Here is a 20,951-nt window from a genome sequence, read left to right as displayed (position 1 = left end):
CAGGCCGTTCGATGTGCTGCCGGTGTTCGGGGGACTGATAACGACCCCTTCGCGTTGCAACTATCAAAGCCCTTTACCGAGGGGCAAGCCTCTCGGTAAAGGGCTGAGTGATTACTTAGGTGGCACGAAGTTATCCAACATTCGATTCACCGCCAGTTCCGCCAGCATGATGACCTGTTGAAGTGCCAGCAGGGTATTGCGGTGGGTGCCCTCCACCAATGCAGCAATGTCGCTGGCCATGACACTGGCCGAGGCCAGGTTTTCACACGTTTGAACCAGCAAAGCTTCATGGCCGACATCCGGCGCAACCATGTACATGGTGCTGGGTTTGCGTGGGGTGTTGTTTATGATCGCTGCCGGGTTGAGGTAGAAATTAAGGGCGCGCTCGGCGGCTTCGTGGAATTTCTTTGAATCGACGGATTCGTACGGGGATGCCGGATCGGTGTCCGGTTCCGGTGGATTGGGTGTCACTTTGAACATAGATGAAACTCCCACTTAGAATAAATAAGAGCCATCACCCTCGCTACCAAACGATGGGTGGCGGCCATACGCGGGTTGGTAGACCGGTCTAAGTAGGAAACCCGGCGCTCACAATGGAGCCCCACGCATGACCACCATATAAAGCTGAGCCCCAAAAAAGGGACTGCATAAGGTGTCGCCATGCGACTACTTAAAGGCGGGCTACCAAACCCGATCACTGTTTTTCAGTGACAGGGAAACGATATAGCCCGCCCCACAGCCGCACAAGCCAGCGGATTCTGGCGCACGCGTAGGCAACGACGCAAGGCGTTGTAGCCGTTAGGACGTAACAGTGGGTGTCCTTAAACACGCATCGTTAAACGTGTGAGCGCTTTCAAAAAAACGAGGAAGTGTCTGACATTTTTTGGGTTGTGTTGCTGCGGCCGCAGCTGTCGCCCGCTTAAAGGCATGCAGGGCGCGCACGACGGTGCAGTTTTTTGAATCGAGGATTTGGTAGGAGGATGCCGGATCGGTCACCGGCGGATTGAAAGGACGCTGAACGCGGCGTCGGTCCTTTTGAATGGAACCGTGCAGGGTCGAAAAAGGATGGCAACTGTACGCAGGTAATGGAGTCGTGGGAGGAGCTTCGCAATACCGACTTGCCCGAGGGCACCCTGTGTACAGTCACCATCAACATCAGGCATGGAGCTGCCTGTCCCGTCAAAAGAGGCACATGAAACTTAACGTGCCACGGGCTGCTCCGCCCGGTCACTGCGGCGGTGACGAGAGACAAAGTACCGGCGACCGCTTGGCCAAACAGCCGGCCGATTCCGTAGCGGGTGTAGGCAATAGCGTTGGATGTTGTAGCCTCACGAAGTCATAGAGCGTTTCACCGAGCACGTCCTATCAAGGCGATTCACCTTGTCTTTACGCCTAGTTCAACTTCTGAGCTTCCAGTTTCGCCAGGAAGTCTCGAATATTGTTCTGTACGGCGCGATTGACTGATTCCTTGAGTCGGACGACACCTGCGAAGGCGTAGCCTGGAGGGACGATGCCTTGGGTGGTGATCGTTTCTTCGAGCAAGGTTTCGCCCGTTTTGCGATTCACCAGCAGGTACTTTGCGGAAGCATCAGTCACCATGGTCACGCCAGCTGCCGGCGGATCCAGCTCCTGGATTTTGACGAAAAGATTCACTTTTTTTGTCGACTCGTCGTCGAACACCGAGCTCTTGTTAATGGCTTCTACTACTGCCCTTTCCCAGAGTTCGGGAATGCCCTCACCATCGGACGGTACATTTCCTGTTTGCTCATTGGGCGCAGCAAAGGAAACGGATACTGCACGAAGGTCCGCGTCCACTTTGTGAGTCGAGGGCGAAATACTTGGAACGGAGAAATTCAGTGGGGGTACAGATGTGCAGCCGCTTAGCAAAGCGACCAACAATGTACTGACGGCGATCCTTGAACGCATCCTGCTTCCTTTCTGCAAATGAGTTGATACGAGAAGAGCATAGTAGGCGTTAGCCCAAGTCGCCTTTGTCTCTTCGAGAGGCACCTACAACCTAGCATGCCACCAGAAAGCTTCCTGAGGTGCTGTTACATGGCCGCAAAGGTGACGAGCGCCTATTAATCATCCGGTACATGCAGGAAGGCTTTAACCTGAATGACGTCTGGAACATGCTTTCCACATCAACGTTGTACATGGAACGCGGTCTGGTTTAGCGCATTAGAGGGAGGTCCCGTTTTCATCGGAACCAAGGCCGCGATGGACTGGGTCGTAAATGATTGCTGATCTGCTCCCTCTCGCTTGCTTTTGGCTATGGGTATAGAGCAAGCGGTGAGTGATCAAAAAATTGCACACAGCATGAGTGGCCTTTTGATAGCATCTGAGTACCTACGAAGCCCCAGTCACCTAGGAGCGTCACTTTGATCAGACCATCTATAGATTCACCTAGCCTGTGTTACACCCTTTACTACGACGAGTCCAACAACCATCGAAAGTTTTATATCAACGAAAACAAGAATAACTACAACATCGACAATGACCCCAATAGAAAGCAGGCAGCGGCCACAAATTTTATGCTCGGTGGTGTCGCCCATAAAAAAAATGAGTGCAAGGCGAATGCGACTGAACTGATTGAAGGCCTGAAGCTTCAGGATTCTGTTAAAGAACTAAAATTCGGCGTCGTGGCAAGGGGGAGTTTTGATCAGACACTCAAGTCGGCACCGCTGAAAAAAATTCTCAAATGGCTGCTCGATAGCGATCTTTATGTTCACTATTTTAACTTAAACTTGGAATACTGGGCCTTCATCGATATTATTGACGACTGCACCCACCACTGCGTGCAAAACCACCGACTTGAATTTAAAAGTGATTTGCATTTCCGGGAGTATCTCGACTTTCACAAAGATGTACTCTATCGAGTCATCAAGGCAGACAAGGAAAAATTTATTGGCTTGGTGAAAGAGTTCCGGTATCCATTTATCGAAGGGCAAGAGCAGCCGTTTGTTGAGGCGTTACATAAATATGTGGTCGATTACTCCGTCAAACTGTTCATGCAACAGCCTAGACCTGATCGAGACGAGATAAATGCCTTCTTAAGCCTTGCAGAGCTCTTCTCTATCAGTCTAGATATTGAAGATATGACGCTAACTCTAAATCTGGAGGAAGGAGTCCTGGTCGACGGCCTCTCTGTTTTTTATCAGAACCGCGGGTTGATGCTTAGCCACTCCGAGCATATCTTTGACGACGAATTTTCTGTTGAGGACGAGATTGCCGTCTTGAATCGGAGTGGTCAGAGCCCAAACTTCAAATACAAGTTTGTTAAGTCGATCGAAACACCGCTGACGCAGATTTCAGACGTCGTTGCAGGGTTGTTTGCCAAGTATTTCGAGTTTATTGAAAAAAACACCCTGAGCGACCTCACTATTATTAGAAAAAAATTGAGCCCGCAACAGTTGGAGACCCTCAACTTGATAAGAGCGCTGATCGAAAAAAGCCATGATGAATGTGAGCATCTCCTGTTTTATGTCATGACCCTGAGTGAACATAAGAAACACGTTTCTTTCATGTTCCCCGACGTAAAGTTAGACTAGGCTGGTATGATCGCTGTGCGCTGCGCCAACGCGGCGCAACTTAATAATAAATAAGAGCTATCGACCACTCTTGGAAATCACATGACCACTGAAGCCAGTTCGCAACTGATCCCCGATGTGCCTCCCGCGGTGCCTGCCGTCCAGAATTGGAAATTGAGAAACGCTGACCGACCGAGGCATTCTATTACTGAATATCCTCTCTACACGGATTCTCACATCACTGGTCAAATCCACCGCGAGGATTGGCCGTACGCATTCCTGAATACCATTCCGGGTAGTACTGAACCCGGCCTGGTGCAGCACTCCTGCACGTTGCGAGTTGAAGAGTATATTCACTCAACTATTCCAGATTTTTCAGAGACGGATGACTCGCTCTACCATGGTGGCTTACTCCAGGATGAGATCGCTGCTCTAGCATCAATCTGTTTGGGGGCCAGAGTCAAAGCAGGCGGTATGAGCCGGATATTCGAAAGGCTTACAAAGGATCCGTTAGGCCGACCTACGGAATGGGACTATAAACGGCCTCTGTCTTTGACGGTAAACAAGGATCGTTTAATTCTTCCAGACGTGGCTGGCGTTCACTCACTCGATGAATTAATGCGATTTGAATCGTTGCCATCTTTAAATGCACCGCAATCAATTGCACTTATACGGGCTGCTCGGTTTTACCAAGATGCGTTATGGATTGTAGAGTCAGAGCCGAGTCTTGCTTGGCTTATGCTTGTATCCGCCCTTGAGACTGCGGCAAACCACTGGCGTACAGAGAACGGAACGGCGCCAGAGCGCTTAGCCGATTCGAAACCTGAATTAGTCGCTGGATTGATGGAATGTGGTGGAGACAAACTAGTTCAGTTTGTGGCAGAGCAGATTGAACACACATTAGGCGCTACAAAAAAATTCATCGATTTCACTCTGACTTTTCTACCCTCGCCACCATCGTCGCGTCCAAACGAATGTGATCAGATTTCTTGGGTACACGCGTCAATGAAGAGGTTACTTGGCTCTGTCTATAATTATCGATCTAATGCCCTCCATGGAGGCACTCCATTTCCTGCCCCTATGTGCGATCCGCCTAGGAAACTTGATGTTTCGAGTGGATATTCAGAGATCGGTACGACTGCACTAGCGGTTAGCTCCTACGGAGGGGTTTGGAAAGCTAAAGACCTACCCATTAACCTTCATGCCTTCCATTACATCGTCCGCGGAGCACTTCTCGGATGGTGGGAAAAGATGGCAAGAGAAGCTCAGTCGTAATTGTCGAAACTGGTAGGCAAAGAACTGGCTACACGGGAGAAAAATGTGGGCCGCTTTGAATGCCTTGCCAGATGAAAAGGCTATTTCACAAGTGGCTATTTTTTTGACTCTATCAAGCGATCCTAAGATTCTTGTCATCCTTGGGCAGCTGATCCTCATCACCCCTAGCAATGTTTGAACTTAAAAAGCTTCCTGGCTGCCTCAAAGTACAGGCTGTTCCAAGTGATTTTCCCTTCCAGTTTGTCGATGCCATCCGGCAGCACGATCAGCCCCACCATGCCAAGCCCTTGAAAGTCGCTCATCACGGTTTTGATGGTGCCCAGATCAATCGGTGTTTGGGGCTGCTAGATCAATGGATTCCGGTTGGCCGTCTTCGCTGAATTCGATGACGCCGGGTTCGCCTTCGGCCAGTTCGATGGGCCGCAGGCCTTTGACGGCCGGCGGTTGGGCGCCGAGGAAGCCGACGTGGCGTAGGTAGTAAACGCCGGGCACGGGGTTGTTGGCCGCGGTTGGGTGGTAGAAGGAGGCGGATACTTTTTTGTAGCTGCCCTTGGCGATCTGTTCGGCGAAGGAGGCGTCGTGTTGCGGGTGGCCGATGACCAGCGGGGCTTCGTGCAGGGTTGGGTTGTAGGCGGCGACGGTGGCGGCCAGGTCGGTTTCGGTGAAGTTGAAGGTGGTGCCGGGTGCCGGGTTTGAAGATGTGGAGTGGGGTCATGGGGGGCGCTGCGTTGTGATGATGTGCAGAGCTTGGCCGCTGGATGGGGCTGGGGCTTTTATCGGATTTATAGGGTTAGATTGGTGAGATTTTGCCGGTGGGGTACGTCACCACGCGTTTTGCGTATGGGGTAAGCGGTGACAGGGAAAAATAATCGCAAAACACCCAAGGCAGCGATCAACGCACACAAGCTATTGATTGGTATAAAAAATAGTCAGTTAATTAATTATTCCTTTTTTAAACCATGTCTTGTGCTGGCGGAAGTAACTGCCGTCTGCTATTGGTTATAGAAAAGCGTTGAGCGGGATGGGTGTCCTGCAGTGTCCGAGCTCAGCAGAAGGGATGTTTTGCTTAACTTACGGAGAAGATGATGCAAGGATCTCAACGTGCAATATTATTTTTCGGGGCAACCACATTAGTTGGGTGTAGTGTGTGGCACCCGATGGAACCACCGATAGCAAATGCTCTTGGGCGTTATGTAGAAAAAGGCAGCTTCGGTTCATATACGATTGGTGGAATCGCCGTTACATTAGATCCAACAATGGTGCGCACCGACGATTCAAGAGATACGTTTACAAAAAGCGAATACTCATCTTTCCACGCCAAGTTAATGGCCTCGTTCAACAATCTAGTCGGGGCCGGGGCGGATGTAAATTATGATGCCTCGAACATTGAGGTGTCTAAAGGGTGGAAAGTGATGCAAATTTCCGACCTTTCCATCGCTGCACCTCTGCACGCAGAATTTGTTTATAAATGCCTGACGAATGATGAGTACAGCTTTGAAGCCAGGAGCCTATTGGCCGGCGGAGCATCGATAAGCAGCTCTGAACTTGCCAAATCTTTTGGGACAGCAGAAATCAGCACTACTCCTTCAGCGCCGAACATTACAAAGGTCACAATAAAAAACCCTACGGTTTGCCTCTCTTACGTTGCGGCGCGCCTAGATCCGGTAGACAAAAGTTCAATCCCCAAAATGACTGCTTTCACAAAGACTGAAAATGGCATCCCAAAAACTGCATTTAATCTAGGTCATAACGGCTCTAGCGATCAAGCCACTCTCGATCTAGGTACCGAAGGACTCGATAACAAGCCGATGTTTAGGTTGATACATGCAGGCACCAAAGACGTTCCCTCATTGAGAGTTGAAATAGTTGACCTGACCAAACCAAAAGCGACTCCACATAGTGTAGTTCTATCTGAAACCACCCCTGGATCTCGAGAGTGGGAAGGAATTTATGGCCTTGAAAATTTCCAGTACGAGAGCATGAAATTTTTACTGGCTCGGTTAAAAATTAACGCAAAGCTGACTGCAGATAACACTGTTGAAGTGGCATCAGCGACGATTTTTGCTCCCACTTATAAGCTTTCTCTAAAATAGCTGATGTTTGCTTCGGCACGCATCGGCACGGTAGGCACTTTGCTGAGAGCTGCTTAGGTGCCAATAGGTAGGCCGGAGAGAGTTTATAAAGCATTTACGGAGTGCTCTTTGCTCGACCATAAGACGACGTGACTCGGGTTGTTGCTCGCGTCTCCTATGGCACAAGCATAAGCTCTTTACCTACCTTGCATTGCGCCAGAAGACGGGTAGTTCGCAGGTTAAGGTCTAGCCTTCGCTAGCCATTGGTCCGCTCATTATGTCACCTGCGAAGGTTATGCACCGAGTCGGTGGGGTTGGTCGATCGCTGCTAGCGTTAATGGCAACGATCGGCCAACGACCTACATCTCGGCATTGCAGCTACACCGAATCTCGCATCACCAGCCACTGCAGGAACTCACAGGTAGCGACTATGCCGTTCGATGAGCAACTGGCGATCATACATCTGCATGTACGGGAGCAGTGCCTGAAAGATTTGTTCGCGCTCATTTGCGCTGATCCAATCTCCGTTGCGACCGGTCGCTTCAAGCATGGCTCTCATCACGTAATCGGTGTTGTCACTGAGCGGAATAAAGTGAGCTTGTTTCAAAATATCGCTGATGGCTTCGCACAGGTCCTCATGGGTCTCTGCTGAGCTTATACCTAGGTTTGAGCGTATGTAGCCTGTGAACCCCTTACCGCCTTTGAGTAATAACAGCAGGGTTTGATACAAACCTGCCCGCTGGCATGCCGTAAACCAAGCGCGCTCGCTTCGATCACTATTGTAAAATTGCTGAAGCGTCTCCAATGTTTCCACGACTCCCAGCTTTCGGAACCTCTCTGCCTCTACCAACGGCATGCTCCGCACATCGGTGTAAGCATCTGCGCTGTTCCAAAACTGGGTGACGCGAGTCATCTCTGCGCGTGTTGCGAACGGGTGTAGCCAGTTTCGCCAATATCCTCCCATCCGACCTGCCCGCCAATGCCCCACTGCAGGTAACAACTCGTTGATGAGCCACCGATAGGTCTCCATACACGACCACCGGGTTTCACTATAAGCACGATAATTAGTAGGCGGCTCCCATAGGATTGCAATCTGATCCGTGCTGCAAAGATCCTCAATGACAGCTCCAAAGATAACTCCATGGTAGCCCGTGCTTGAAACCGGCATTAGTCTATTCGACGCATTGTGGAACATATGCCATTGAGAGCTGCCATTATTGGTGTCATGAGCATTGGCGAACTCAAGCATTAGCTCCCATACCCAAGCATCGACTTTGCAAAGTGCGACTCGCGTACCCAGCCATTTGACGAATGGAAAGTTTCGCGCCTCCCATTGCGTCTCGACATGGTTCAGGCTTTGTATGTAGTGTTTTGAGAACTCGTCCGCAGCATTGACCACCTCTTGGGCTGCTGTTTCAGGAAGGAGGAACCGGCAGTTCTTTAAGTCGATTATGTGGTTGTTAGGTTCTTGACTGGTTAGGCCTTGAAAAAAAGGGCGACATGTCGTCAGCAGAGGTTCGCCGTCATTGCCTAATAAGTTGTTCAGTAGCCAAGGTTGGTCCAGTACCACCATCACACCTTCAGTATCCAGCATGGTGATCGAAATAATAGCCGAGCCCGGATAGTCCTCAGGCGTGGGGAGCATGGCTGAGACATCGACCAACGGTTTTCTCAAGGACCAATACCGACCGATTGTGCTGCGAATTGTCAGGTCTTCCTTCTCAAACGCTCCGCTATCCAGAAACTCATGCGCCATTGCTGAAATTTCTGCTCTAGGGTCTCTGATCGCTTTGAGCAGCGCGTCATGAAAGCCCACTTTTTGCATCCACTGATTGCAGAACTGATCGACATGCGGACCGGAGAAAAAACGAGTGAGCACGTCTGGGGCGTTTTTGAGCTTTTCGGTCAGGTGTTCCGCTGTCCATAAATCCGCCTCGATTCCATGCGTCGATAATTTTCGCTTGGCCGCAATCCAAGCTCGGTCAAGAGAACGGATAGTGCTTTGAGCCAGGATCAGAGTGAAGCGTTCTGCAGATTCCGCCCACTCGCCAGCTAGGAAACGGTCCACCGCTATGGTCAGATCGCGGCCAGTGAAATTTCGCCAACACTTACATTCAAATACCGACAAACGATCCTTGTTTAGAAGCTCAAATGCGAATAAATCAATGCCATGTTGGGAGACGCTACCTTTGTTACCTAGTCGCTGACAGCCGGTAAGAGAGTGGTCTTTTTGTAGCAGCCACCAGCACATCTGCTCGAATGGCTCGGGGTACATGTCCTCGAACCGCAGCGCATTGGTTGTCTTGGGCGGTACGTATTGTTGCGCAGTAATCGGAGCGTCAGCATTTAGATGTTCGCCCCACTCCTGTGGAAATCGTTCGTGATTGCTCATGGGACCTGGATCGTTCGTGTAAAGGTTAAGGGAACCACGCACGCACGCGTGGGAGCAAGCCAACCCTTTACAGTTACTGCTCCAGCCTCATGGACCGTGGTGTGGCGGATAGCTGTCTTTCGTCGAGAGCCGCTACTGATCCAAAGAAGCAGTCAATCACAGAAATTGCCAACACGAAGCCGCCGCCCACGTTACATCGCTCTTTATTTAGCGCATGTAAAAAAGCGGGGAGCTTGCTCCACTAATGGGCAGCAAACCTCCTCGCTTATTTTTTAACTCTGGCTCCCTCACGCCTCAATTAGGTTTAATAATGTTTTTTGTACTTATATCAAGTAGCACTCAGAGATCATCTCTGTGCTTGCAAGTTTAGATTATTTATATTGTCTCCAGTTATGATGGCGACTAAACTTTTGGGAGACTCGTCCCTCTCCATTGCATGGTATGCAATCATTTGCATGATAACGTCCTTCGCCCTTGCATAGCTGGCACTCTACCGATTCGTATCTTGACCAATCATGATCATAGTAAAAGCCCTCGGTTACTTGGCCTTCACCACCGCACGGTGGACAATCATCACCATCATGCTGACCAGTGCCATCACAGAGCTTACACGTGACCGAATCATACTTTGACCAATCGTGGTAATCGTAAAAGCCCTGAGAGACTTGGCCTTCACCAAGGCATGGCGGACAATAATCACCATCATGTTTCCCACTACCATCACAGAGCTTACACGTGACCGAATCATACTTTGACCAATCGTGGTAATCGTAAAAGCCCTGAGAGACTTGGCCTTCACCACCGCACGGTGGACAATCATCGCCATCATGCTGACCACTGCCATCACAGAGCTTACACGTGACCAGATCATACTTTGACCAATCGTGGTAATCGTAAAAACCCTGAGAGACTTGGCCTTCACCGCCACAGGGCGGACAATCATCGCCATTATGCCGACCACTGCCATCACAAAGCTTGCACGTAACTAAATCGTACATGGACCAATCGTGATGGTCGTAATAATTCTGAGAGACCTGCCCCTCAGCGCCACATGCCGGACAATCCGCACCACCGTTCGTGCCAGCCCCACTACATAACCGGCAGTCAACCAATTTATAGGCAGATAGATCAATTCGATCCTTAATTTCTGCATCTATCTCTCCATCGCCTAAACATACGGGGCACGGATCGTAAAAACTGGTTGCGCCGTGCCCCTCACAGAGTGGACATATGTGCTCTTGATTTTGTTCTATGTATGAATCAATTGCAACACTTACGGATTCTGAACTGGTAAAGTTGGCATGATCGACTTCAGTAACCGAATAAGCTTCTGTAGATGTCGCAATCTTGTCCAAGGTGCTTTTGAATTCATCATCAGGTATGATGTTACGAACAATCTCATGAATCCCCAACAATGACTTGGCGGAGTTAAGGCCTGCAAGATATGACCCGATCAGATTTCCCTGAAGCTTCCACAACTGCCGCTGAAATATCTTTAAAGCGCCCTTGAGTATTAGAACTTCTTCCCTGTCGATGTTTGCGGGAATTCGAGCATTGTCATATTCCGTATGATGATCAGGGCAAAGAAATATTAGATTTTTGGGATGATTGCAGTGGGTGGCGGAGACGCAATCAATATGCGCAATTTCGCCGTGACTCTTGTTGCATACCGGGCAAGAGCTTCGTGCTTCGTGCCTAATTTCACGCTTTATTCCTTCTGGAATATGTGGTCTTTGTCCTTTATCAGTTTTTGGCCACTTACCTTCCATCTTTTGATTTAACCTAGCGAGCTCGTCTTGGTCGTAGTAATAGACCTCATCGCGTTCCTCATAGCTTATTTTGGTTCTATCAAGGATTCCATTTGAAGTGATCCATCGCAAAAGAGTCGGCGACAGATCAAATTTCAAAGCTGCTTCATACTCGTTAATAAAATTTTTCTTCATTTTAGAAACCACTGATATCGTTAGGTTGGCACTTTATGAGGAGGGCGGAGGGTAAACATCGCGATATATAAGAAAGCTCAGGCCGTGTAACTCTTTGACTGTGTTTGGCAAGTGATGCTTTTATTAAGAACATTGGGGCGTTCAAAGGTGATGCGAGCAAATGGCAGCAGCACACCATGTTGGTAACTCCCTTTAGCTAGATATTCGTCGATGTACAGCCACCGCCGCTGCCCAGGATCATGGGTTTTCCTCAGCGATTTTGATCAGGTAGTTGCCCATTCGTCATAGCGGTCAGGAAATTTAGAAACACGTCCGAATTTACATGCTCAATGCTCTTCGGAACGTTTTTTCATAAAATAGATGAGCCATTTTTAATCCCGACATCCATGATATGGCGAGTGGCCATAGCCTACCCTACGTCGCAAATTTGGGGAATTTTCTTGAGTCGAGGCTAAACACCTTTGGTAGCGACTTCCAGGTGGGCTAATGCTAAATCTAGGATGACCTTTTCCGCTTCAGGTTGCAGGTTGCTTTCAGCATCCATGGGCAAATACGGTCGGCCCGGGACATCCCCCACAGCTGCGAAAAATCAGCTTGATCCCCACCGAACTGTATCATCGCCGCATAGGGCTTGTTGCTACCCACCAGCGCCGAGCTGTCGGTGGCCTGGGTGGTGCTTGAGGCGGCTAAGCCGGCGGCGCTGACTTGCAGAATCTTGCCAGTCCAGTGACCGTTGTTGGCTCGGCGTTCGGTGGTGGTGTCGAAGAGTTCGAGCGAACGCGGGCGTCCTTCGTGTTCGAAGTTTTCTTCGGTTTGACTGGCGAGCTCGGCGGCCAGACTGTGCATGAGTGGCGTGAGGTCGCCGATGGTCCTTTCCACTTGGTTTAGGGTTTGGTGCAGGTGTTGGTGCTCTAGTTGGATGGTGAACATGGGATGCCTTCCATTTTGGGTTTGCGGTGCGTCACAGGCAGCATTGGGGGCTGAGTTTGGGGCTGCTGTGCAGCCCGGCGGGAGCAAGCTCCCTCGCCACGGGTGGTGCAACGGTATTGCACCGGCTGTCCCAATTTGTGCCAGCCTATCCCGGAATGGACCGGATTTATCTCGCTTACTCGCTGGGATTTATCTCAGGCCTGAACAGTGAGCGTTGCGTTTTTTTTGGGCCGCCACCCGCCCTCTCACCTCACTGCAAGGCGATACGCGCCGTCAGTTCCGATGCCGCGCCGGTCACCAGGTCACACAGGTAGCTCTGCTGAAACGCACGGAACCGCTCACTGCGCCCAACCAGGGTCATGCTCCCGAGGACTCGCTGCTTTTCGTCGAAGATCGGCGCCGCGACGCCACTACGCCCCGGGTGCAGTTCGTTTTCGCTGATACAGTAGCCCTGTTTGCGGATGGCGAGCAGGTTCTTGGTGAACGGCTTCCACTCCAGCCCCAGATGCAGCAATTCGGATGGGTTCGCGTGAGCATCGTAGATGCGTCGGATCTGGCGCGGCAGCAGATAAGCCAATACGACCCGGGAGGTCGCGCTGTGAAAAAGATCGATCGGCCGCCCCCTGTCACCACCGACCGGTCCGGCATCGGAGCCACGATGGATCAACACGTTGACCACTGAGTCGCCATGCCACTCGCTGACCAGCGCATCCAGGCCGGTATCGGCGACCAGTTTGTCGGCCAGGTCCCGGCTGCATGCCAACAACGGGTCGTAGTTCGCCATCTGATGCTCCAGCGTGACGATTCGCGGGCCGAGTGCATAACCGCGCGGCAATCGCTTCAAAAAGCCCGCGTCGCCGAGTTCGCGCAGATAACGATAGGCGGTGGCGGGCGTATAGCCGAGCTCCTGGCAAACGATGTCTACATCGATCACCGGCTGTTCCGGGCGGAACAGGTCGAAGACCATGAGCAGGCGGCGAAGGCTATTCATCTTTTTCTACATCCTTGTGGAGTCGACAGTCACCCCGCCGCTGAATGCAGCGGGCTGCTGTTCAGGCACGAGCGCAAACGGTGATGGCTGCGCGCGCGGTATGGGACGGCAACTCTGCGAACAGCTCCTGGTACTCCGCCGCAAAATGGCTGAGGTGATAGAAGCCCCATTGGGCAGCGGCATCGCCGATCGAGAGATGCGACGCGCGGGTGGACATCAAGGTTCGGCGTACACCGTTGAGCCTCACGGAGCGCAAGTAGTTCAGCGGCGTCGTCTCGGCAACCGAACGGAAGCTGTTCTGCACGGTACGCCGACTCACGTGGAGTCGCTGGCACAACTCGTCCACGCTGGGCACGTTCATCATCTCCGCCGTCGCCAGGCGGTGGCATTTCTCGACAATGAAGCTGCGTGTGGAGCTTGGGCTGCGCTGGTGCTTGTCGCAGGCCGGGTCGGTCATGAGTTGCAGCAACTCGCCGAGCATGGCCTGTTCCAGTTCCAGCTCGCGCGCGCTGTCGAGTTCTTCGTTCACCAGGGCCTGGGAGAACAGCGCCAGCAATCGGCGGCGAGCATCTGCAAAGCGCGGCGCGGAAACCCTGATCACCGGCTGACGCAGCAACAGACTGACCTCCTGAGCCGACGCCGTTTGCGCCAACGCCTGCTCGAACAATTCACGTTCGAAGGTAATGGACAGCAGCTCCATGCCTGTCGGCATATGGAACATGAACTCCTCGCCACCGTGAAGAAAGAACAGGCTGCTGTCGTCCACCTCCCGCCCCTGCATCCGAATCGAACCCGGGACGGTGATCGGCACGGCAAAGCACATCTTGCCTCGGGGTGCCACGCCGTGCTGCACGACACGCTGGTTGATCTGCTCGCGAAATACGTGGCAACGCGCAGTCGTCAACTGCATCAGCGAACTCTCGGTCGAGCCGGCGGTTAACTGGCTGTAGTCCTGGCTCCACTCCTGGACGGTGGCTGCATGGACATGGATGTCTCGAAAATGGCTGATACTCTGATTCTTCATGATGTACGGAAGCCTCTGCCAATATTCTTGTTTTTAGACCGCCATCCTATGCGCTATTTGCACATAGTGGAAATCCTGCAAATTCCTTGAGCAATTGTCAATTCGCTGGAACTTGCATTCGGGGCGGTCCACTCATGTGCCGATTCGGGATACCGGCCAGGGACACACAACGAGGATGATCGGCACACAGAAACCGACATCCAGAGGTCGTCATGAGTGAAGCCAAATTAGAATCCCTGCACTTCGCGGATGCTCCGCGGATTACATCCAGCACACTACCCGGCCCCAGGACCAGCGAAGCCCTGGCGTTGTCGGCACGTACCGAGTCGATGGCGCGCGGCGGCGGACGCATGCCTGTGGCCATGGACCGCGCCTTCGGCGCGACCTTCAAGGACCCCGATGGCAACACCTACATCGATTTGTCCGCCGGCGTGGGCGTCAGCAGCGTAGGCCGCTGCCACCCGAAAGTGGTGCAGGCCATCCGCGAACAGTCCGAAGTGCTGATGCATGCCCTGGAAGTCAACAGCACCCGACGCACCGAACTGGCAGCCAAGCTGTCCGAGATCGCGCCCGACGGCTTGCGTGGCGACTGCATCACCTTCTTCACGCAAAGCGGCAGCGATGCGCTGGAGGCCGCCATCAAGTTCGCCAAACGCATCACCGGGCGGCACCAGATCATCGCCTTCCACGGTGGCTACCACGGCGTATGGAACGCCTCGGGTTCCCTGACGACAGGCACGAACTACCGCAAGGGCTACGGCGCGCAGATGGGTGGCGTCATTCACGCCCCCTACCCTTATGCCTACCGTTTTCCCTTCGACACCACTCACAAAAGCGCCGAGCAGATCGCCGGCGAGTACGTGGACTACCTGCTGAACACCCCCTACACCGCCGCCGATGACGTGGCCGCCGTGATCGTCGAACCGGTGCAGGGCGAAGGTGGCTACGTGCCCCCTTCACCAGAATTCCTGAAGCTGTTGCGCAAGGCATGCGACCGTAGCGGTACGCTGCTGATCGTCGATGAAGTGCAGTCCGGCGCTGGGCGCACCGGCAAGATGTGGGCAGTCGAGCACTCGGGTGTGAAGCCAGACATGCTCACCTTCGGCAAGGGTATCGGCAGCGATCTGCCGATGGCCGGCCTGATCATGCGTTCGGACCTGGCGGCCGCGATTCCTGACGGATCAATGCCCAATACCTTCGCCGCCAACTCGTTGTCCGCAGCAGTGGCGCTGACCAACATCAGCATCCTGCAGGACCCGGAGCTCGATCTGCTCAACCGCGCTCACACGCTGGGGCTGGACGCGCAGGAATATATCCGTGGTTTCGACAGCCCGTTCGTTGGTGAAGTACGCGGTCGCGGCCTGATGATCGGTATCGAGCTGGTCGAAGACCCAGCCACCAAGGCCCCCCTGGCGCCGGAAAAGATCGGCCAGCTCATGGGCTACTTGCTGAACCACGGCGTGCTGATGATTCCCTGCGGTCGCTACAGCAACGTGATGCGTGTCATGCCCTCGCTGACGATCTCACGCTCGCTGTTCTTCAAGGCACTGGACATCTTCGGCGATGCCCTGGCTTCCCTCAAGGCATGACCTGACCACTGCACATCACTCATGGATCCCAAAATGACTGAGCACATGAATCACTTCATCGAAGGCGCGTCCTTCGAAGCTTCCGACGGCCGTCGCATAAACCTCGTCAACCCCGTGACAGAACAGGTGTACGGTAGCTCCGCACGCGGCACGGCTGAGGACGTGGACCGTGCCGTGAACGCGGCGCGCACCCAACTTGAGCATGGCATCTGGAGCCAGCTCGACGGCGCCCAGCGCGGTCGACTGCTGTCGAAACTGGCTGACCTGGTAGAGCGCGACAGCGAATTGCTGGCCGATCTGGACGCCAACGCCATCGGTCGCTCACCCATCGAACCGCGCCGGATGGACTTGCCCAACGCGATCGCCAACCTGCGTGCCGCCGCCGGCTGGGCCAACCAGCTCGAAGGTCGCACCATTCCCACCGGTGGTTACTTCGGCAACAAGACCCTCTCGTACACGGTACGGGAACCGGTGGGCGTGGTCGGTGCCATCGTTCCCTGGAACTCACCGTTGATGATCACGGTCTGGAAGCTCGCCGCTTTGCTGGCAGCAGGCTGCACCGTGGTCATCAAGCCTTCGGAGGAGACGCCGCAGTCTGCCCTGCACCTGGCGGCGCTGGCTCAGGAAGCGGGCTTCCCTGACGGCGTGATCAACGTAGTCACCGGCTACGGCGAGGAAGTGGGTCGCGCCTTGTGCGAACACCCTCACGTCGCCAAGATCAGCTTCACCGGCAGCCCCGAGGCCGGACGCGAAATCCAGCGCACTGCCGGTGTGCTGTTCAAGCGCGTGGCACTGGAACTGGGCGGCAAGAGCCCACAAATTGTCTTCGACGATGCCTCTTTCGAGGACGCGCTGCGCGGCTGTGCACTCGGCCTGTTCGCCAACCAGGGCCAGGTCTGTGCAGCCGGCTCGCGCATCCTGGTACAACGCAGCATCGCCGATCGCTTCGCCGCGGCGCTTGCCGATGCCGCGCGAGCAGTCAAGGTGGGCGACCCTCGGCAGCCCGGCGTACAGATGGGACCGGTGGCCAAGAAAGCGCAATTCGATCGCGTTAACCGTTACATCCAACTGGGCATCGACCAAGGCGCCTCGCTACTGGCCGGCGGTGTATCGAACCCTGAGCAGGGCTGGTTTGTCCGGCCGACCATCTTCGCCAACGCCCGCAACGACATGGCGATCGCCCAAGACGAGATCTTCGGCCCTGTCGGCACGGTGATCACGTTCGACAGCGAAGATGAGGCTATCGCACTGGCCAACGATTCCACATACGGTCTCGCGGCCACGGTCTGGACGACCGACCTGGTGCGCGCGCACCGCGTAGCCGCTGCGGTGAAGGCCGGTGCCGTGGGTATCAACTGCTGGAGCCCGCTGGACGCCAACCTGCCCTGGGGCGGAGTCAAGACCAGCGGCATTGGACGCGAAGGAGGGATTAGCGGCGCGTTGGCCTATACCGAGGAGAAGGTCATCACCGTGCTGCTGCCTGCCTGAGAACAAATCCCTGCACTGACGGAACCACCCCCGAAGCCTTGTGCCCTAACAGCTGAAAGGTGCGTCCTTGATGCCTTTGATGCTCAATGGAGAGACTGCAATGAACCCGATAAATCAAGAGACAATCGATCGGTATCCGACGTCCCTGCGGATTTTGCACTGGGTGCGCGCCGTGCTCATTGCAGGCCTCCTCTGGGCAGGCTGGCATATGACCGGTCTGAATGACGAAGTGGCGAGCAAGTACGAGCTCTATTACCCGTGGCACAAATCCTTTGGGGTGTTGGCGTTCCTGGTGGTCCTGACGCAGGTCGCCCTGCGTTTTCGGACCCCCGGGCTTCCGCAGCCGCTGGAAACGCTGGCGACGTATGAAAGGTTCCTGTCAAAGCTTACGCAGCGTGTCATGTATGCGCTGATCGTGATCGTGCCGTTGATGGGGTATTCAATGTCGAGCACCTACACGATGAGTGACGGGGTGTTCTTTTTTGGGGTCAACCTGCCGGAGCTCCTGCCGAAAAATGACAATTGGTTCGTCGTCTTCCAATGGCTGCACAAGGTGCTCGCCTACACCCTGCTCGGACTGATCCTGTTGCATGTCGCGGGCGCCCTGAAACACCGGTTTTACGACCGGGACCCTCAAAATGACGTCCTGCGCCGCATGCTGTGACTTGATGGGGCGTGGACGCAAAGACGTCCACGCCTTCATGGCTCTGAGCGGAAGGGTCCGGTAAAGTCCGCCGGCTTGACGCGTAACCCATCCTCCTGCAACAAATCCCCCTCCTTGATCGCCAGTTGCCTGGCAGCCTCTCATCGGGAATGCGCCACTGCTAGTGGCGCCCCCTGGTCAAGATTCCTGCAACAAACCTTCGTCATTACGGCGCGAGCAGCGACTCAGAAAGTCACCCACACGATGAACTGGAAGTAAGTGTTCGTTGATGCGCTCCCGCTCTGCTGGCCACCGTCCCCGAGCCATTTCTCAGGCTTGTAGAAGCCGACCAGCGGCGAGAGTGTGACGTTATCCGTCACCATCCAGTCCAGAAAAAGGTCGACCTCGCGGGCAGTGAAGTCTTTCTCATGCCGACGGGAGAGCTGGTGGTAGTTGAAGGCCATTGCGTTTAGGGTCAATTTCTCGGACGGCTTGACGGAGAGGAGTACGTCGTTGATCGCCATGTTCGAGGTCACTGAACCTGCGTAATTCGCGGCGATTTCACCCTGGTATCGCTTGCGAAAACCTCCCTGGAACAGAAAGTCGTAGCCTTCGGAATAGCGCGAATATCGATAGCTCACCGTCGGTTGCCATTGGGTGTCGGCGAAGGTGTAGCCCGCGTCGAAGAACATCGCCCGTTGTGAGCCCGAACGTTTTTCCTGACGTGCCACCTCGAATGCAAAGTCGGCATTCTCGATCCCGGCATTGCCCTGCCCACGAATGCTGTAGATGTTCATGCCCTTGCGCTCAAGCCGATCACCAAAGGCAAATCGCTCTTCAACATCGAGGCCGTGCACGTACGTCGAACCGATCGAGCCGATGGGCGTGGTGTAGTCGAGGGTGGCGGCCGCCACTTCAGTCTTCGACTGCCCGGGGTTATCGGATTTGAGCCATATCAGGCTACCGTGAAGGCCCTGCGTACCACCCAGTTTCAAGACTGCCGTATTCCCGAACGCCAACCGCGGGCCAAGGTAAAAGGCACCGCCACGATTGAACCGGCCATCCGTGACGCCCTCGATTGGGTTGAAAGCCTTCCCGGGGTTGAACCCGTCATCAGTGATCAGGAAGCCATCCACCGTAACGAGCTGGCGGCCAAAAGAGAAATCAACGCCGTCCTTGCCCAGTGCAGGAATCAGATCGCCGGACTTCCAGCCTAGGTAGGCGTCTTCCACAGCCGTTCTTCTTTCATCCCCGGCGGTGTTCCCACCCGCGTCCCCATCGCCCCATGTCCCCGTGCTGATCCAGCTGAGTCCGCCATAGATCGAGCCGGCATTGATCTTGTCCGTCGTGCCGTTGAGACCGTACTTGGCGAAGCCTTCTTGCCACCGCATTCGGCCGGGCTCCCTCTGCGGGTCGCCGATGTAGTTCTTCTCGCTGCCGAACCAGCCGAACCCCGCCCAAAGGTCGGCGTTCAGGACAGTGCCACCCTCGTCTTCGTTATAGAGCTGGTAGGCGTGCGCCTGCGGCTCAAACGTGCAGAGTGCAACCAGCGAAAGTAATGGGGCGTAATTGGCGGTGCGCATGACGTCTCTCCTGTTTTTATATTTATGAGGCGAGCCGCGAGTGTTCCGGCTTGGGTTGCGCGAGCGGTAACCCAAATCAGCACTTGCAAGGGGCTGACCGCCCCATCCCCCTTCGCGCGATACCTCCCCCGCTGCAAAACGTCCTCAGCGCCTTGAATGGTTGCCGTTTTGGGCTACGGCCTCTGAACGCAACGCCCCTATGCTGGGCCCCATAAGAATCATAAGAACCGAGGCACCCGTCATGACCCCTTTGTCACCCTCCCCGCTGTTGCGTCAGGGGCTTTGTCTTCTGACGCTCATCGCCTGCAGTGCCCTGCCGACTGTTGCCAGTGCCCACCATTCGTTCGCGCTTTTCGACCAGACCCAGACGATCACGATCAAGGGTGTCGTCGAGCGCTTTGCCTGGACCAATCCTCACATCACGATTTACCTCGATACACCCGGCCCGCCGGCCCAGCGATTCAAGATCGAGACAGGCAGCGTCAACGCGTTGCAGCGCACTGGCTGGAGCGCTGACTCGATCAAGGCCGGCGAGAGCGCCGAGGTGTCCTTCAAACCGCTGAAAAACGGTGAGCCGGGAGGGCTGCTCGTGGAGATCAAGATCGGTGACGTCGTGCTTTCGGGCGGCGGATGAGAGACGTCCCACCCCGCCTTCATGACGACCGAACTGAACAGACCAGCAGCGTGGAGACGTTTCAATGAGACCGACACGAATCTTGAACACGGCAGTGATTTTCCTGGGCGTCGCGCTCGTCGCCGGGATGTGCAACGCCGCAACACCTACGAAACCCCAAAACGATAAACACAACATCGGCACACGCCCCGACATCAGCGGCACCTGGGAAAGAACCCCGGACGACTGGTTCGGTGAGAACCCGGATGATCCGGTGCACCCCGGCGGACCGATGGACCTGAAGGCACCCTATGCCGACGAATACGCCGCGCTGAAGAAGAGACAAGCCGTGGCGAACGAGGCCGGAACGCCGTTGGCCACAACGAGCTCCAGATGCCTGCCCGAGGGAATGCCAACGTTGATGGCGGCGCTCTTCCCGATCCAGATCATTCACGACGACAAGCAAGTGATCGTCCTCGGCGAGTATCTCCAGCAGGTACGCCGGATTCTCCTGAACCAGGCGATGCCTGCGAAAGAGAAGCTGGACCCTAAATATCAAGGCCACTCGCGCGGCCACTGGGAAGGCGACACGCTCGTCGTGGAGACACAGCGCGTGCGAACGGACGTGAGCTTCTACGACGTTCCGCACGGTCAGGATATGAAGATCACCGAACGCATCAGGCTGAAGGGGCCGGATCACTTGGAAAACCAGGTCGTGATCGAGGATCCGCAGGTGCTCAACACCCCATATCGCTTCACGTTCGACTACAAGCGCTCCAACTACGCCATTCAAGAGTACGTCTGCGAGAACAACCAGATCGTGATCGACAGCGAGGGCAAGGCATCCCTCAGCCGCGAGTGAAGCCCCCATCAATAAT

At 54.4% G+C, this 20,951-nt stretch carries 18 protein-coding genes; 8 read left to right on the top strand and 10 right to left on the bottom strand.

Annotation, left to right across the window (positions count from 1 at the left end):
• Positions 1-111 precede the first annotated feature (111 nt).
• Together LOY36_RS12205 and LOY36_RS12200 are read right to left on the bottom strand one after the other, a co-directional pair.
• On the bottom strand, positions 112-480 hold the full coding sequence (locus tag LOY36_RS12205) for a DUF6124 family protein (RefSeq protein WP_258673765.1): 369 nt from the start codon (positions 478-480) through the stop codon (positions 112-114).
• 912 nt (positions 481-1,392) lie between these two features.
• Entirely contained in the window at positions 1,393-1,926 is a 534-nt protein-coding gene (locus tag LOY36_RS12200) for a UDP-N-acetylglucosamine acyltransferase (RefSeq protein ID WP_258673764.1), read from the bottom strand.
• A gap of 455 nt (positions 1,927-2,381) precedes the next feature.
• Between LOY36_RS12200 and LOY36_RS12195 the strand changes: the two genes are divergently transcribed.
• Entirely contained in the window at positions 2,382-3,551 is a 1,170-nt protein-coding gene (locus LOY36_RS12195; RefSeq protein ID WP_258673763.1) for a hypothetical protein, read from the top strand.
• An 81-nt stretch (positions 3,552-3,632) separates the two neighbouring features.
• On the top strand, positions 3,633-4,805 hold the full coding sequence (locus LOY36_RS12190) for a hypothetical protein (RefSeq protein ID WP_258673762.1): 1,173 nt from the start codon (positions 3,633-3,635) through the stop codon (positions 4,803-4,805).
• Between the two features lie 164 nt (positions 4,806-4,969).
• Here LOY36_RS12190 and LOY36_RS12185 read toward each other — a convergent pair whose 3' ends face one another.
• Together LOY36_RS12185 and LOY36_RS12180 are read right to left on the bottom strand one after the other, a co-directional pair.
• Positions 4,970-5,107, bottom strand: a complete 138-nt coding sequence (locus LOY36_RS12185; protein WP_408981111.1) for a phage major tail tube protein — start codon at positions 5,105-5,107, stop codon at positions 4,970-4,972.
• A gap of 22 nt (positions 5,108-5,129) precedes the next feature.
• Positions 5,130-5,297: a hypothetical protein gene (locus LOY36_RS12180; protein WP_258673761.1), complete on the bottom strand. Its 168-nt coding sequence runs from the start codon at positions 5,295-5,297 to the stop codon at positions 5,130-5,132.
• 593 nt (positions 5,298-5,890) lie between these two features.
• Here LOY36_RS12180 and LOY36_RS12175 point away from each other — a divergent pair.
• Positions 5,891-6,898 carry a hypothetical protein gene (locus tag LOY36_RS12175; RefSeq protein WP_258673760.1) on the top strand — a complete coding sequence of 336 codons (1,008 nt, stop codon included), beginning with the start codon at positions 5,891-5,893 and terminating at the stop codon, positions 6,896-6,898.
• Positions 6,899-7,292: 394 nt separating this feature from the next.
• Here LOY36_RS12175 and LOY36_RS12170 read toward each other — a convergent pair whose 3' ends face one another.
• The 5 genes from LOY36_RS12170 to LOY36_RS12150 all read right to left on the bottom strand — a co-directional run bounded on the left by LOY36_RS12170 (position 7,293) and on the right by LOY36_RS12150 (position 14,157).
• The gene (locus tag LOY36_RS12170) at positions 7,293-9,269 is read right to left on the bottom strand and encodes a hypothetical protein (RefSeq protein ID WP_258673759.1); all 1,977 of its coding nucleotides are present in this window, start codon (positions 9,267-9,269) and stop codon (positions 7,293-7,295) included.
• 371 nt (positions 9,270-9,640) lie between these two features.
• Entirely contained in the window at positions 9,641-11,212 is a 1,572-nt protein-coding gene (locus LOY36_RS29130; protein WP_258674240.1) for an HNH endonuclease signature motif containing protein, read from the bottom strand.
• A 495-nt stretch (positions 11,213-11,707) separates the two neighbouring features.
• Entirely contained in the window at positions 11,708-12,142 is a 435-nt protein-coding gene (locus LOY36_RS12160) for a phage virion morphogenesis protein (protein ID WP_258673758.1), read from the bottom strand.
• A gap of 250 nt (positions 12,143-12,392) precedes the next feature.
• Entirely contained in the window at positions 12,393-13,133 is a 741-nt protein-coding gene (locus LOY36_RS12155; RefSeq protein WP_258673757.1) for an IclR family transcriptional regulator, read from the bottom strand.
• A 61-nt stretch (positions 13,134-13,194) separates the two neighbouring features.
• Complete coding sequence (locus LOY36_RS12150) at positions 13,195-14,157, bottom strand: helix-turn-helix domain-containing protein (RefSeq protein WP_258673756.1); 963 nt, start codon at positions 14,155-14,157, stop codon at positions 13,195-13,197.
• Positions 14,158-14,369: 212 nt separating this feature from the next.
• Between LOY36_RS12150 and LOY36_RS12145 the strand changes: the two genes are divergently transcribed.
• From LOY36_RS12145 to LOY36_RS12135, 3 genes are all read left to right on the top strand, one after another.
• On the top strand, positions 14,370-15,746 hold the full coding sequence (locus LOY36_RS12145) for an aspartate aminotransferase family protein (protein ID WP_258673755.1): 1,377 nt from the start codon (positions 14,370-14,372) through the stop codon (positions 15,744-15,746).
• A 33-nt stretch (positions 15,747-15,779) separates the two neighbouring features.
• Positions 15,780-17,234 (top strand): aldehyde dehydrogenase, encoded by a 1,455-nt coding sequence (locus tag LOY36_RS12140; protein WP_258673752.1) that lies wholly within the window; start codon positions 15,780-15,782, stop codon positions 17,232-17,234.
• Between the two features lie 100 nt (positions 17,235-17,334).
• Positions 17,335-17,898, top strand: coding sequence for a cytochrome b (locus LOY36_RS12135; RefSeq protein WP_258674174.1), 564 nt, complete (start codon positions 17,335-17,337; stop codon positions 17,896-17,898).
• 224 nt (positions 17,899-18,122) lie between these two features.
• Here LOY36_RS12135 and LOY36_RS12130 read toward each other — a convergent pair whose 3' ends face one another.
• Positions 18,123-19,460: an alginate export family protein gene (locus tag LOY36_RS12130; protein WP_258673751.1), complete on the bottom strand. Its 1,338-nt coding sequence runs from the start codon at positions 19,458-19,460 to the stop codon at positions 18,123-18,125.
• Positions 19,461-19,701: 241 nt separating this feature from the next.
• Here LOY36_RS12130 and LOY36_RS12125 point away from each other — a divergent pair, with 241 nt between their 5' ends.
• Positions 19,702-20,094 (top strand): DUF6152 family protein, encoded by a 393-nt coding sequence (locus tag LOY36_RS12125; RefSeq protein WP_258673749.1) that lies wholly within the window; start codon positions 19,702-19,704, stop codon positions 20,092-20,094.
• Positions 20,095-20,176: 82 nt separating this feature from the next.
• A complete protein-coding gene (locus LOY36_RS12120) occupies positions 20,177-20,935 on the top strand; it encodes a hypothetical protein (RefSeq protein ID WP_258673748.1) in 759 nt (252 codons plus the stop codon).
• The last annotated feature ends 16 nt before the right edge of the window (positions 20,936-20,951 follow it).

Origin of the sequence: Pseudomonas sp. B21-019 (genome assembly GCF_024749225.1) — a bacterium.
GTDB lineage: Bacteria > Pseudomonadota > Gammaproteobacteria > Pseudomonadales > Pseudomonadaceae > Aquipseudomonas.
The sequence above is the reverse complement of the archived record's forward strand: the minus strand, read 5'-3'. Positions and strand labels throughout refer to the sequence as shown.

Coding starts and splice junctions, on each gene's coding strand:
- LOY36_RS12205 (WP_258673765.1), bottom strand. CDS start 480: ATGTTCAAAGTGACACCCAATCCACCGGAACCGGACACCGATCCGGCA.
- LOY36_RS12200 (WP_258673764.1), bottom strand. CDS start 1,926: ATGCGTTCAAGGATCGCCGTCAGTACATTGTTGGTCGCTTTGCTAAGC.
- LOY36_RS12190 (WP_258673762.1), top strand. CDS start 3,633: ATGACCACTGAAGCCAGTTCGCAACTGATCCCCGATGTGCCTCCCGCG.
- LOY36_RS12185 (WP_408981111.1), bottom strand. CDS start 5,107: ATGAGCGACTTTCAAGGGCTTGGCATGGTGGGGCTGATCGTGCTGCCG.
- LOY36_RS12175 (WP_258673760.1), top strand. CDS start 5,891: ATGCAAGGATCTCAACGTGCAATATTATTTTTCGGGGCAACCACATTA.
- LOY36_RS12170 (WP_258673759.1), bottom strand. CDS start 9,269: ATGAGCAATCACGAACGATTTCCACAGGAGTGGGGCGAACATCTAAAT.
- LOY36_RS29130 (WP_258674240.1), bottom strand. CDS start 11,212: ATGAAGAAAAATTTTATTAACGAGTATGAAGCAGCTTTGAAATTTGAT.
- LOY36_RS12160 (WP_258673758.1), bottom strand. CDS start 12,142: ATGTTCACCATCCAACTAGAGCACCAACACCTGCACCAAACCCTAAAC.
- LOY36_RS12155 (WP_258673757.1), bottom strand. CDS start 13,133: ATGAATAGCCTTCGCCGCCTGCTCATGGTCTTCGACCTGTTCCGCCCG.
- LOY36_RS12150 (WP_258673756.1), bottom strand. CDS start 14,157: ATGAAGAATCAGAGTATCAGCCATTTTCGAGACATCCATGTCCATGCA.
- LOY36_RS12145 (WP_258673755.1), top strand. CDS start 14,370: ATGAGTGAAGCCAAATTAGAATCCCTGCACTTCGCGGATGCTCCGCGG.
- LOY36_RS12140 (WP_258673752.1), top strand. CDS start 15,780: ATGACTGAGCACATGAATCACTTCATCGAAGGCGCGTCCTTCGAAGCT.
- LOY36_RS12135 (WP_258674174.1), top strand. CDS start 17,335: ATGAACCCGATAAATCAAGAGACAATCGATCGGTATCCGACGTCCCTG.
- LOY36_RS12130 (WP_258673751.1), bottom strand. CDS start 19,460: ATGCGCACCGCCAATTACGCCCCATTACTTTCGCTGGTTGCACTCTGC.
- LOY36_RS12125 (WP_258673749.1), top strand. CDS start 19,702: ATGACCCCTTTGTCACCCTCCCCGCTGTTGCGTCAGGGGCTTTGTCTT.